The 11,789-nt window shown below is 67.2% G+C and carries 13 protein-coding genes and 2 pseudogenes; 6 read left to right on the forward strand and 9 right to left on the reverse strand.

All coding sequences use genetic code 11. From position 1 onward, the window contains the following. Positions 1–112 precede the first annotated feature (112 nt). From ACZ4UU_RS30010 to ACZ4UU_RS30020, 3 genes are all read right to left on the reverse strand, one after another. Positions 113–892, reverse strand: a complete 780-nt coding sequence (locus tag ACZ4UU_RS30010) for a hypothetical protein (RefSeq protein ID WP_471906496.1) — start codon at positions 890–892, stop codon at positions 113–115. A 553-nt stretch (positions 893–1,445) separates the two neighbouring features. Next, a complete protein-coding gene (locus ACZ4UU_RS30015; RefSeq protein ID WP_471906497.1) occupies positions 1,446–1,784 on the reverse strand; it encodes a hypothetical protein in 339 nt (112 codons plus the stop codon). Between the two features lie 57 nt (positions 1,785–1,841). Beyond that, on the reverse strand, positions 1,842–2,459 hold the full coding sequence (locus tag ACZ4UU_RS30020) for a hypothetical protein (RefSeq protein WP_471906498.1): 618 nt from the start codon (positions 2,457–2,459) through the stop codon (positions 1,842–1,844). A gap of 52 nt (positions 2,460–2,511) precedes the next feature. On the opposite strand from ACZ4UU_RS30020, the gene ACZ4UU_RS30025 reads away from it, so the two are divergent. Next, positions 2,512–2,829, forward strand: coding sequence for an Imm51 family immunity protein (locus tag ACZ4UU_RS30025; RefSeq protein ID WP_471906499.1), 318 nt, complete (start codon positions 2,512–2,514; stop codon positions 2,827–2,829). Between the two features lie 26 nt (positions 2,830–2,855). Here the strand turns inward: ACZ4UU_RS30025 and ACZ4UU_RS30030 are convergent, their stop codons facing one another. The 4 genes from ACZ4UU_RS30030 to ACZ4UU_RS30045 all read right to left on the reverse strand — a co-directional run bounded on the left by ACZ4UU_RS30030 (position 2,856) and on the right by ACZ4UU_RS30045 (position 6,215). Beyond that, positions 2,856–3,977 carry an IS630 family transposase gene (locus ACZ4UU_RS30030; protein WP_471906500.1) on the reverse strand — a complete coding sequence of 374 codons (1,122 nt, stop codon included), beginning with the start codon at positions 3,975–3,977 and terminating at the stop codon, positions 2,856–2,858. 22 nt (positions 3,978–3,999) lie between these two features. Then, positions 4,000–4,614: a hypothetical protein gene (locus ACZ4UU_RS30035; protein WP_471906501.1), complete on the reverse strand. Its 615-nt coding sequence runs from the start codon at positions 4,612–4,614 to the stop codon at positions 4,000–4,002. A 35-nt stretch (positions 4,615–4,649) separates the two neighbouring features. Then, positions 4,650–5,372, reverse strand: coding sequence for a DUF5753 domain-containing protein (locus ACZ4UU_RS30040; protein WP_471906502.1), 723 nt, complete (start codon positions 5,370–5,372; stop codon positions 4,650–4,652). A gap of 123 nt (positions 5,373–5,495) precedes the next feature. Next, entirely contained in the window at positions 5,496–6,215 is a 720-nt protein-coding gene (locus tag ACZ4UU_RS30045) for a hypothetical protein (RefSeq protein WP_471906503.1), read from the reverse strand. A 209-nt stretch (positions 6,216–6,424) separates the two neighbouring features. Between ACZ4UU_RS30045 and ACZ4UU_RS30050 the strand changes: the two genes are divergently transcribed. From ACZ4UU_RS30050 to ACZ4UU_RS30065, 4 genes are all read left to right on the forward strand, one after another. After that, the gene (locus ACZ4UU_RS30050) at positions 6,425–6,613 is read left to right on the forward strand and encodes a hypothetical protein (RefSeq protein ID WP_471906504.1); all 189 of its coding nucleotides are present in this window, start codon (positions 6,425–6,427) and stop codon (positions 6,611–6,613) included. A 39-nt stretch (positions 6,614–6,652) separates the two neighbouring features. Continuing rightward, positions 6,653–6,847, forward strand: a complete 195-nt coding sequence (locus ACZ4UU_RS30055) for a hypothetical protein (protein WP_471906505.1) — start codon at positions 6,653–6,655, stop codon at positions 6,845–6,847. A 102-nt stretch (positions 6,848–6,949) separates the two neighbouring features. Beyond that, positions 6,950–7,924 (forward strand): endonuclease/exonuclease/phosphatase family protein, encoded by a 975-nt coding sequence (locus ACZ4UU_RS30060; RefSeq protein WP_471906506.1) that lies wholly within the window; start codon positions 6,950–6,952, stop codon positions 7,922–7,924. 238 nt (positions 7,925–8,162) lie between these two features. Next, positions 8,163–8,726, forward strand: a complete 564-nt coding sequence (locus ACZ4UU_RS30065) for an NUDIX domain-containing protein (RefSeq protein ID WP_471906507.1) — start codon at positions 8,163–8,165, stop codon at positions 8,724–8,726. A 563-nt stretch (positions 8,727–9,289) separates the two neighbouring features. On the opposite strand, the pseudogene ACZ4UU_RS30070 reads toward ACZ4UU_RS30065, so the two are convergent. After that, a pseudogene (locus tag ACZ4UU_RS30070) lies at positions 9,290–9,525 on the reverse strand (hypothetical protein); the annotation flags it as partial. Positions 9,526–9,952: 427 nt separating this feature from the next. On the opposite strand from ACZ4UU_RS30070, the gene ACZ4UU_RS30075 reads away from it, so the two are divergent. Beyond that, entirely contained in the window at positions 9,953–10,486 is a 534-nt protein-coding gene (locus ACZ4UU_RS30075; protein ID WP_471906508.1) for an SMI1/KNR4 family protein, read from the forward strand. A 72-nt stretch (positions 10,487–10,558) separates the two neighbouring features. Here the strand turns inward: ACZ4UU_RS30075 and ACZ4UU_RS30080 are convergent. Continuing rightward, positions 10,559–11,555 (reverse strand): annotated as a pseudogene (locus ACZ4UU_RS30080) (IS630 family transposase); the annotation flags it as partial. Positions 11,556–11,789: the final 234 nt, after the last annotated feature.

Raw genomic sequence — 11,789 nt, forward strand, 5'->3', positions numbered from 1 at the left:
CCTTCAGGGGCAGGGGGAACGGGCCCCAAATATGAAGGTGGCCCCGGCAGCAGGCGGCATCGACCAGACGCATCTGCTGCCGGGGCGCTGGGTCAATCCCTACGCAGCCGTTTCACTGGGGCTGTGCGGTCTCGTCCTCGGGGGTGAGCAGCGCGGCGTATTCACGGTTGTTCGCGGCGTACTGGCGGTACCGCTCGGCGTTGCCGCGGTGTTCGTCGGAGAGTGCTGGCTCGGCGCCGGACAACTGCTCGTACAAGTCGGCGATCTCGTCCTCGATGGCTGCCGTGGCGGTGAGGTTGTCTACGCGGGCGGGGTTGCAGCGGGGCCCTTCGGCTTTGAGCCGTTTGAACTCTGCAAGGAGAGGGGCGCACTCCTCCTTCAGGACTGCCACGCGAGCATGCAGGGCGTCGGCGCGCTCACGCTGAGAACGCTCGTAGACGTCGGACCCGGGAAAGCGGACGGCATCCAGTCCGGAGGTGACCGCGTCGGTGCGCTCGGCGTCGACCATCCGGGCGTACCGCTGATCGAGCGTGGCGGCGACGTCGAGGGCAGACTTGGTGGGCAGTGCCGAGCGTCCGGTGTGGGCCCAGGCCGCCACGTGACCGGCCCACCGCTCGTGGGCGGACTGTTTGGTAGTGCCGGCTGCAGCGGCGATCTGGGACCAGGTGGTGCCCCGCTCGCGCTCGGCAACCACAGCGCGCAGGTGCAGGTGGTCGATGCGGTCCTGCAGGGCCAGGGTGCGGCGCAGCAGTTCGCCGGGAGCGGCGTCCGGCTCGACCGGCATGAGTTCAAGGATCCTGTCGGCGAGTTGTGCAGCGGTGAGCGCGAAGGAGACGCGGGCTTCATCTCGCGGCGAGAGCAGGCGTGCCGCATCGGCGGTGGTGTCCGTCATGCAGTCAGGGTAGCCCTGACGGAGTATGAATGTCAGGCCTACCCTGACAATAGAGAGTTGGTCAGGCTAGGCCTGACAATGGAATGGGTTCGATGGACCGTCGACCCCTACGGACTCCACATGTACCGTGTCCTGGCCGTCAGTCTCTTGCGGTGGGGCGGCGAGATATGGTCCACCACTGCCTTTGCGGCCCACGGAGCTCACGTCGACGAGGACGAGGTTGCTGCTGCCCTCGATGTCGCCGACGCCCTTGAGCCGGTGGGGCAGCGTTGCTTCACCGAGTCGCGCAGGTAGGTGAACAGACTTACCCAAGCAACAAAGGCGGCCCGAGATGCCTGCGGCTTCAACGCCGGACTCGGCACCCGAGGATGCCGCTCAGCGGATTGCTGCAGCGCCGTCCGAGGTAACAGGAGCGCTACTCGTTCCCTCAGCGGGAGGATGCGGCTCGCCCGAGAACGTGGCGCTCGACGAGCTGGGCGACGCTGGACCCGCAGCGCCGATAGACGGGTCCGGCCTGGCCATGGATAGGTCCGATCTGGATCATGGCGCCTTTTCACTGCTTGACGACGCCGTCCAGCACTCGGGCGGCCTGGCTGACGTCGTGGACACAGCCGCCTTCTGGTCTGGCGTCCGCGACTCCTTCCAACCGCTGGTCGGTCTGAGCACGATGCTCAGCGAGTTCACCGCGCAGGCGAACTTCGGCCTCGCCCCGGCTCTCGCCGGAATCGAGCTGGCAGTTCCCCGGCTGCCCAACATCGCAGAGATGGTCGACCAGTCGCTGCTGAACGGATTGGGGGCGCGCAATGCCGCGTTGTCGGCGCTGACCGGCGTGCAGCCTCAGATCCTCTCGCTGTCCGAGACCGTTAACTCCGGTGCCCTCCGTCGTGAACATGCTGGGACTGCTGGACGGACTCAACCCGGCCAAGGCGGTCTTGTCCGTGATCGAGCCTCAGGTCACGAGCCTGGCGAGGCCACTCCAGTGGGTGGCCCCGGGGATCGGGGCGGCGAGGCAGCGCCGGAGGAACGACGGCTGCGTAGGACGGCCGGGCCCCAGGACGTCTTTGAAGGCTGCGAGAAGCTCCTCGACACGTGTACTGGGCGGCGGGCTTTCGGTGGGGGGCTTGGCCGGGGACGCCTCGGAGGCGGAACCGGATTGCGTGGTGGCTTCAGCTTCCCAGAGTGGTAAGAAGTAGGCGTGTTCGCCGTCCAGGAGCTGGACGAGGCGCTGGACCTGCGGCCACTGACCGGTGGCGGTGCCGGCGAGCAGGGCGGCGACGTAGTCCTGGTCGAGTTCGCCGCCGCTGGTGACAGCGATGGCCCAGGGAGTTGGGCTGCCCGCGCGCAGGTGGAGGAAGCGTAGGGCGGCGGCAAGGGACACCAGGCGGGGCTGGCCGTCGCGGCGGGCGTTGGAGGCCTCCCAGACCCGGCGCAGGACTTCCGGGTCGGCGCCGCAGGCTCGGGCGAGCGTGGCGACCTTCGGCCAGGCGGGGAAGCGTTCGCCGGACATCAGCCGGGAGAGGTAGCTAGTGCCGTGACCGGGAAGGTTCGCCGGGCTGGGAGCGGGCAAGCAGTTTTGATGGGCTGGGCAGCCTGCGCACTGGGCGTGGGAAGATCGCGCCGTGACTATCACCCTGCATGACTTTGACGGTGAGCACTCGCTGACACTCGCGGCCGGTGACCTGGCCGCCGATGCTGCAGTGGTTGCCGCCGGACACGAGCCGAATGGGTACTTCTGGGAAGGTCTTGTGCAGTTCGCCTGGCCGGATCTTGCTGAGCGCCTCGATTTCGACAGCGAGGGCGGCATGTTCTGTGCGCTCGGGAGCTTGAGCGACCTCGCGCGTCTCAAGACTGCCCTTGAGCCCGTAATCTCGAGCCCCAGCGCAGTTCGCGAGATTGTTGCCCGTGCCGAGACGGCAGGCTTCGAGTTCGACGACTAATGCCGTGACCAGCAGATCCGCCGGGTTCAGGCCGCAAGCTGGAGAGGTCTGCCGCCCCAGCGGATGTGTTTCTCGCTGCGGATGCGGGCGCGTTCGCGTCGTTGGGCGGCGAGGACGTCGGGGTGGCGCGCGTTTTTGTTGCGCCAGCGCAAGTAGGCGTGCAGGGCCCGGGTCTGGACGGTGTGGCTGGGGTGGTGGGAGTTGGCGAGGGTGAACTGCCGCAGGGGACCGAAGTGGGCCTCGATCGGGTTGGCCCAGGACGCGTAGGTCGGGGTGAAACAGAGCTCGACCTTGTTCCGGTCGGCCCAGCGGCGGATCCGCCAGTTCAGGTGCGCGGACAGGTTGTCGAGGATCACGTAGATCGGGGCGCCGTCCGGACGCGCCGCGCGGATCGACCGCAGGGCCGCCCACGTGTGGTCGATGCCCTTGCGGCGGCGGACAACTCCCCAGAGCCGGTCGTCGCCGACGGAGTAGCAATCGTGGAAGTAGGTAATGCCGTGGGTGCGACGGTAGGTCGCCGGCAGCCGGTCCGGGCTTGACCGGGGAGCCCAGCATGATCCTGCGGTCGGACGGATGCCGAGCGGGCCGAACTCGTCCAGGGCGAACGTCCGGTCCGATCGCTCGGTGAGCGCGAACTCGATCCGGTCGAGCTTGGCGTCGAAGTCCGGGTCCGGAGACTCCTTCCAGGTCTTGGTGCGCTGGAAGGAGATCCCGCGGCGGAGCAGGAGGCAGCGCAGGGCCTCCCGGCCGATCCTCACCGGGCGGGCGATGTTGCGTCGCAGGTGCTCGGCGAGCTTGCGGATTGACCAGCGGGTGAAAGGCTTGCCCAGCGTGGTGGGCCGGGTCGTGGCCGTCTCGACGACGAAGTCCTCGTCCCCAATGCTCAGCAGGCGGGGACGGCCTCCCGCCCACTGAGGGTCCAGACAGGCAAGTCCGGTCTCGTTGAACCGGTGGATCACGTTCCGGACGGTGTCCTCGTCGGCCTGGAGCGGCTGGGCGATCGCCGGGACCGGGCTGCCGCCCGACGAGGCCAGCAGCATCATCGCACGCCGGAACCGCACCGAACTGGCGCTTCCCCGCCGAACGATCCGCTGCAGCGTCTGCCCCTCCTGCTTGGTCAGCCGACGAACTCTCACCGGTAATGCCATACCCGACCCCTGCCGAATGTCGTCACTGACACCCAACACAACGAGCAACCCGGCAAAGGTTCTCGGTCACAGCACTAGGGGACATGCCGGTGCGGCTGGCCAGGGTGCGCAGACTGAATCCGGAGGCCCGTTGGAGGCTGCTGAGGACAGTGGCCAGGTCCTGGCCGGCGAGGAGAGGCGGTGCCGGTGCGCCCGCCGGGGGCGGCGGGGTGAAGCAACGGCGGTCGGCGCCGTCGCCGGTGCCGTCCGAATCGGCTGGCATCAGCGCTGCGGATCCCGCGGGCCGGGGCGGTGCCAGGACGGTGCGCTGAGGGGAGAGGCTGCGCCGTGTGGGCAGGGACCACTTCTTGCGCGCGGTGTCCTTGCTCATGCCAAGCAGCGCTCCGATCCGTTCCCAGGAGGCGCCACGACGTTTGGTTCTGGCCACCATGTTCGCGGTGAGGTGTTCGGCGAGAACCTGCAGGCGGACCGTCTGCTCCAGCGGCGCGGTGGCCTGGGTGCCCGGTTCATCGAGAGCGAGCAGGATCTCGCGGGACTTGTCGGTGATCTGGTTGAGCTGCACGCGCAGGACCTGGTCGAAGTGCTCGGTGTCGGGCGGGCCCGGGGGTGCCTGACGCTGCCGGTGCGCTGCCTGCACTTCGTACTGAACGCGGGCCGTGGCTCCGGCTGGCCTCAGCTCAGCTGCAGCAATCCCCTCAGGACGTCGCGGCTCTCGTTGGGGCTGAGGCTGTCCTGCTGGAGCTCCTGCATCGCGCTCACGTACTGGGCCACGTCCTGCTGCCTGTCCAGGTAGAGGGCGCTGGTGAGGTGCTCTACGTAGACGATGTTCGACAGTTCGGGATCCGGGAAGCTGAGGATGTGAAAGGCACCGGACTCGCCGGAGTGCCCGCCGAAGCTGAGTGGCATGACCTGCAGCCGCACGTTCTCCCATTGGGACATCTCGATCAGATGCTGGAGCTGGCCGCGCATCACCTGGCGGTTTCCGTACGGGCGACGCAGGGCGGCCTCGTCAAGGACGAATTGAACCTGCGGGGCATCCTCGGCGACGAGACGCTTCTGCCGCTGCAGGCGCAGCGCGACGTGCCTGTCGGTGTCGGCTTCGCGCGCGTCCTTCTGACCCTGCCGGATGACAGCGTGGGCGTACGCCTCTGTCTGCAGCAGGCCAGGCACGAAGTACATCTCGTAGGCGTGGATCAGCGAGGCCTCGCTCTCCAGGGCGACATACGTTGGGAACCAGCTGGGCAGCAGGTCCGAGTAGCTGTGCCACCAGCCGGGCATCGAGCGTACGGCGCGGGCGCGGACGGCGGGCGTGCGGGCCCGGAGCCGGCGGGCCCCGCGACTTCCCAGGGACGATGCCTCCAGCAGCGCCTCGAAGTCGTCGGTCTGGTCAGCCATGGAAGCCCTCTTCTTCGCGCCGCTTCGCCTTCGTTCGCCACCGGTACAGCAGTCCTTCGATCGCGCGGATCGACGTGGCACCAAGAAGTTGCTGGATCTCTTCCTGGGCGTAGCCGTCGATCGTCAGGGCAACAGTGGCCCGGGTCCGCGGGTCGCTGATATCCCGGAGGGCCTGGAGCACCCGCAGGTTTCCGAGAACTTCCTCGGCGACGCCGTGCGCACCGCGAATCTGTCCTCGGTGGTGATCTCTTCGGTGGCCTGACCACGGCGCCACCGCTTTTGCTGCACGCGGTGGCGCCGGTACTCGTTGGGGAACTCGTAGGCACACGCTCCCATGAAGTACGTGGCAATGCTGGCACCACCTTCGACCCGCCATCCGTCATTGACCAGGGCCCGCTGCCGGAAGCTCGGTAGGGCCCGGGCGACGGTCATCATCGCCAGCTCCTCGCGCAGTTCGCTGTCGCGGACCAGTTCGTCAAGCTCCAGTTCGTTCGGCTTGAGGTCGAAGCCCCGTGAGGCGACGAGCTTGAACACGTAGCCGGAGTACAGCCAGCCCCGCAACACCGAGATCCCGTACCGGGCGAGAACCTCCTCAAAGCGGTCGTAGTGATCTCCAGCGAAGCCGTTCGCGGACAGCAGCCGGACGATCTGCTGGTCGGCCAGCCGCCGGTCCAGGTTCTCCTGCAGCCTCTTGGCCTGCCGTGCATCGCCGGCGTTCATCTCACGCTGAGCTTCGAGAGGCACGGGCGCGCCGAGAAGCCGCCCCTTCTCGCCTACAGGTTGTAGGTGCCGGGCGCGCGCGGCTGCGGAGCCCTGGTCCGCAACCTCGTCGTCGCCCTTCATCGCCTCCCCTTTCCGGTTGTCGTCGCCGACACGAACAGCACGGGGTCGGCTCCGTGATGACCCCTTGTAAGTCGCTCCGCGCAGGGCACCCCACGGACCTTTTCAAGATCTTTTCGGGTGGTGGTGGCACAGAAAGTCGACCGTGGGGTGCCGGGGAGACAGCGACGTATGAGTGGCCATCATCGTTACGAACAACCGCTGGAGCGCACGTGAGTTCGCCGCCTGATCCCCCCTTCATCAGCATGCACACCGCCATCGTCCTCTTGGCCGCGGTCGTCATCGGGCTGGTCGCCGGGGGACTGACCTTCCTCTCCGACTTCTCCGGCCCTGGGGCGGTCCTGACGGGGTTCGGTGCCGCAGGCCTCAGCGTGCAACCACTACGTTCGCTGATCCGTTGACGCCCGACCCTGCCACGGAGGTGACGCCGTGTCAGCGAGATGATCAGCCAGCTCTCAATCGAGGCGGTGCCGGCGGGCGGGCTTGGATCACTGAGAGATACGCAGGTGGTGGCGGCGGGCGGTGACCAGGGCGTGCCAGCGCTTGCGAGTGACCAGCTCGCTGTCGATCCATCGGGCGCCGGACGCCTGATGGGGAGCGAGGCCGGCATGCCGATGGGGTTGCCGAACGTGTGACCGGCACGTCGTACATCTCGTTGTCACCGGAATGGGCCTTGCCCCACTTGTGGTGATCTTGCAGGCTCCGGAGGGACTGCTCCCAACGTCGAGGAGGATCGCGTGCCCGAAGCTGACATCCTGGCCCCGCCCAAGACCGTCGCCGCACGCACGACTCGGTGGGAGGCGGTGCTCGATGACACGATCCCGGCGAAGTCGCCGGGATCGAACCTGCTGGTCGCAACATGGAACCTGCGCGCCTTCGGGGACCTGACCAAGGCGTGGAAGACTGGCGAGGGCGATTCACCGAAGCGGAACTTCGGCGACATCTACGCAATCGCCGCGGTGATCCGCCGGTTCGATGTCGTTGCGGTCCAGGAGGTGCGCGGCAATCTGCGCGCCCTGCGCCACCTACTGAAAGTCCTCGGTGAGGACTGGGCGTTCATCCTCACCGACGTGACTCTGGGCAAGGCTGGCAACAACGAGCGGCTGGCGTTCCTGTTCGACACCCGCCGCGTGAAGCCGTCCGGGCTGGCGTGTGAGCTGGTGGTGCCGATCGAGCAGGACGCGGGGGTGAGCGCGAGCGCGCTGGACCGGCAGTTCGCCCGTACTCCCTACGCGGTCAGCTTCCTCTCATCGGGCCAGACGTTCACCCTGGTTACCTTGCATGTCAACTACGGCAAGAAGGCCGCCGAACGGGTGCCCGAGCTGAAGGCTATCGCCAAGTGGCTGGCCGGCTGGGCGGAGCGGGAGTTCGACTGGGACCACAACCTCATCGCGCTCGGCGACTTCAACATCGACCGCGTCGGCGACCCGCTGTTCGAGGCCTTCACCTCCACTGGACTGACGCCCGCCCCGCAACTGGAAGGGCTGCCGCGCACCATCTTCGACAAGCCGGGTGCCGAGCACTTCTACGACCAGATCGCCTGGTTCACCAAGGGACAGAAGCAGCGACCGGTGCTGCGGCTGGAGGCCGTCGCTGGCGGCCAGGTCGACTTCGTGGACTCGCTGCTGGGCGAGCAGACCCGCAACGACCTGTCCTGGCACATCTCCGACCACTTCCCGCTCTGGGTGGAGTTCGCGATTCCAGCGAGCTGAACCAGTTCCGCCAGCGGCACCCAAGGGCCGCCCGCCCGTAGGGGTGGCAGGCGCAGGTGCCAACCGCGGTGATCGCGGAGCGGAGCGGCTGGGGTGGGAGACCCATCCTGAAGGCGGGTGCACCAGCTTAGGAGGTGACGCTGTCGGGGATCTTAGACGAGCCTGAGCACGATGGGTGTCGTACTCGCACGACAACTGTCGTCATCCGCGTCCGACCTCCTGTGCAGGTGCTATCGGGATGCCCTCCACGAGTCGCCGGGAAGTGGCGTTGTCGGTGGGCTCTGCCAGGGTGTGCGTCGTGGATGAACTGGTGGAACGTGTCGACGATCAAGATCGTGTGCTGGGGGTGGTGGTCAGTCGCCGGCAAGCCATCCTGGAGGGTTGGCTGCATCGTGTCGCCGTGACGGTGTGTCGTGATGAGCGTGGGCGGATCCTCGTCCACCGGCGGCCGGAGCAGCTGTCGCGCTTCCCCGGGCTCTACGAGGTCGTGGTCGGTGGCGCGGTGGATGTCGGTGAGTCCTATGAGCAGGCCGCTGCACGGGAGTTGGCCGAAGAGCTGGGCATTCGTGTGCTGCCGCGCTTGCTGTTCACGTTCATCAACCGCAGCGGTTTGAGCCCTCACTGGCTCGGCGTGCACGAAGCCGTGGTGCCGGATGCCGTGGTCCCCGATCCCGATGAGGTCGCCTGGCATGGCTGGCTGACGGAGCCGGAGCTGCGGTCGGCCCTGCTGGAGTGGCGCTTCACCCCCGACAGCCACGAAGCCTTCAGCCGGTATCTGGCGTTCCGGACCGCGCAATCCTGACCGTCAGGACTTCCCTGCGGTGCGCCATGCGGTTGGCCGTGGGATGCGTTGCCGATCCAGGAAGTTCTGGAGGGCGTTTCGCCCGGCCTTCATGCGGAGTGCCTGACATCCGCTAGTGCAGGCGGCTTCCGGAAAGCCATTGCCATCGCCGCTGCCATCATCACCAAGCAGAGTGAATTGACGGAGGACATGTTCCAGTCCCCGTACGTTGTAGCTGGCGGCAACGACTGACCTGACGGACCTGGCGCCTACTCTGACCCAGACTCCCTCGGGCGGCCGCCGGCTCCCTGACGCAGCGGCGGCTCGCCGGGACGGCTGATGGACACGTACCGCGATGGACAGGACAGTTGCTGCCAATACGATGATCTTCCTCGCGGCGCGATCATGACATGCCTCCCAGTGGACGCACACCACACTGTTGGGACATCTGCGTCGGCAAGTATCCAGCTGGAGAACCGGGCACCGTTCATGAGGACAACGGCCTGCGGCCGGTGCGCGTGTGTGGCACCGTAGGGAACGCTCGGCCCGTCACTTTCCCCCGTGGTGACGGGCCAGAGTTGTGTTCAGCGGGCCAGGATGACCTCGATGGGAGTGTTCGGGCAGTCGGCCAGGATGTCGGTGAGGGCGCCCCGTTCGGGTCGATGGTGAGGCCCCACCGTGTCTTGATGGCGATCCAGTCGGTGGCGTAGGTGCAGCGGTAGCCGGCGGCCGGGGGCTGCCAGGTGGCCGGGTCCTGATCGGCCTTCGAGCGGTTGGACGCGGCGGAGACGGCGATCAACGCGCGGGCGTCCTCGAGGTCGATCTATCCGAGCAGGAAACTTCCGTTCCTCGACTGGCAGCGCTCCGTGGACGACATCCGCTCAGATGAAGAGTGCCGGAGAAATGCCCTCAAGCATTGTTGAACTGAGCCCTGAGCATGGGAATGAAGGCAGGTCTTCTCGGGTTTTCTATATCTACGAAGCCCTCCGTGCGAATCGTGGCGAAGCGGCGGAGATTGTCGGCAAGTATGCAGAGGAACTATTCCGGCTGGGCGGGACGAATCAAGCGGCACCGACGCCCGGGCGGTAGCTTCGCACTCACCTCTCGGTTCTTCGGCCTGCGCGTACGTGCTCAGCGCGGCTAGTGCTGTGACCGGGAAGGTTCGCCGGGTTGAGGACGCTGGGCCCCTCTGTGTTGTCAGAGGGAGGCCTGATGATATTCCTGGCCAGTCACATATCAGGGACGACATGCCATCGTTGGAACGCCTCCAGGCACTGCTCGGTGAGCCGGAGGAGGCGTGGGGCTGGCCGCGGCGAGAGGTCTGGGAGGCCTCCGAACAGCACCTCGGTGTCACGCTGCCCGAGGACTACAAGGCCTTCATGGACTTGTACGGGCCCGGAACCCTCGGCGGGTACCTCCACCTCGACCGGCCGACTGGCCTCATGGCCCCTGCCGAACTCGAGGATTTCTGGTCCCTGGAGGGCTGGCGCGATGCACGGAGAGGGTCGGAGGACCTCTACCCCTTCCCCTTCCACCCCGACCCTGGTGGGCTCATCCGCTGGGGCCACGACGAGCACAGCAGCGAGTACTACTTCCTGGCCAGCGACCCGGATCCGGGCAACTGGGAGATCGTGGTCGGCAGCGAGTGCGCGGAGTGGTACCGCACCAGTGGCAGCTTCACCGACTTCCTGATGCGCTGCTTCGACGGCCTCGACCGGGCGCCGTTCATGGACCGCGCCTGGCCCGGAGGCGACGCCTGCTATGAACCCTTCGACATGTAGTGCTGTGCCCGGGAAGGGTTGCCAGGTCGGGCGGGCAGGCTGCTGTTTGCAGTGGTCTGCCGCCCCAACGGATTCGCGTCGTTGGGCGGCCAGGACGTCGGGGTGGCGGGCGCTCTGGCTGCGCCAACGTAGGTAGGCCGTGCAGGGCCCGGGTCTGGACGGTGTGGTTGGGGTGGTGGGAGTTGGCCAGGGTGAACTGCCGCAGCGGCCGGAAGTGGGCCTCGATGGGATTGGCCCAGGACGCGTAGGTGGGTGTGAAGCACAGCTCGACCTTGTTCTTCGCGGCCCACCTGCGGATCTTCCAGTTCAAATGGGCGGAGAGGTTGTCGAGGATCACGTAGATCGGGGCGCCGTCCGGACGGGCGGCGCGGATCGACCGCAGGGCGGCGCAGGTGTGGTCGATGCCCTTGCGGCGCCGGTTGATTCCCCAGAACTTGTCGTCGCCGACGGAATAGCAGCCGTGGAAGTAGGTGATGCCGTGGGTGCGGCGGTAGGTGGCCGGCAGCCGGTCGGGGCGGTTCTGTCCGGCCCAGCAGGAGCCGGCGGTGGGGCGGATGCCCAGCGGCCCGAACTCGTCGAAGGCGAACGTGCGGCCCGGCCGCTCGTTGACCGCGTACTCGATCCGCTCCAGCTTGGCGTCGAACGCCGGGTCCGGGGATTCCTTCCAGGTCTTGGTCCGCTGGAAGGTGATCCCCCGGCGGGCCAGTAAGCACCGCAGGGCCTCCCGGCCGATCCGAACGGGCCGGGCGATGTTCCTGCCCAGGTGATCGACCAGTTTGCGGACCGACCAGCGGGTGAAGGGCTTGCCCAGCACGGTGGGCCGGGTGGTGGCCGTCTGGACGACGAGATCCTCGTCGTCACTGCTCAGCAGGCGGGGACGGCCTCCCGCCCACTGAGGGTTGAGGCATGCGAGCCCGATCTCGTTGAAGCGGTGGATCACGTCACGGACGGTGTCCTCGTCCGCCTGCACCAGACGCGCGATCATAGGGACCGTGCTGCCGCCGGCCGAGGCCAGCAGCATCATCGCCCGCCGGAACCGCACCGCGCTCGTGCTGCCCCGCCGCACAATCTGCTGGAGCTTCTGCCCCTCCTACTCAGTCAGCCTCCGGACCCTGACCAGTGGTGCCATCCCGCCCCCCTTGCTGGTTGGAAGTCGTCACTTCTAACCAGCACAACGAGCAACACGGTGAACCTATGCGGTCACAGCACTAGACGAGTAGTTCCGATGTGGCTCAGTGGTCGTAGGCGATCAGTGACCTGGTGATGGGTGCGCCGATGGTGCGGTTGTGCCAGATCGCGCAGG

This window comes from Streptomyces sp. NPDC028907, assembly GCF_055564995.1.

Excerpts from the sequence above, each read along its gene's own strand:
- ACZ4UU_RS30010 (WP_471906496.1), bottom strand. The coding sequence starts at position 892 with ATGACGGACACCACCGCCGATGCGGCACGCCTGCTCTCGCCGCGAGAT.
- ACZ4UU_RS30015 (WP_471906497.1), bottom strand. The coding sequence starts at position 1,784 with ATGTTCACGACGGAGGGCACCGGAGTTAACGGTCTCGGACAGCGAGAG.
- ACZ4UU_RS30030 (WP_471906500.1), bottom strand. The coding sequence starts at position 3,977 with ATGGCATTACCGGTGAGAGTTCGTCGGCTGACCAAGCAGGAGGGGCAG.
- ACZ4UU_RS30040 (WP_471906502.1), bottom strand. The coding sequence starts at position 5,372 with ATGGCTGACCAGACCGACGACTTCGAGGCGCTGCTGGAGGCATCGTCC.
- ACZ4UU_RS30045 (WP_471906503.1), bottom strand. The coding sequence starts at position 6,215 with ATGAAGGGCGACGACGAGGTTGCGGACCAGGGCTCCGCAGCCGCGCGC.
- ACZ4UU_RS30055 (WP_471906505.1), top strand. The coding sequence starts at position 6,653 with ATGATCAGCCAGCTCTCAATCGAGGCGGTGCCGGCGGGCGGGCTTGGA.
- ACZ4UU_RS30065 (WP_471906507.1), top strand. The coding sequence starts at position 8,163 with ATGCCCTCCACGAGTCGCCGGGAAGTGGCGTTGTCGGTGGGCTCTGCC.
- ACZ4UU_RS30075 (WP_471906508.1), top strand. The coding sequence starts at position 9,953 with ATGCCATCGTTGGAACGCCTCCAGGCACTGCTCGGTGAGCCGGAGGAG.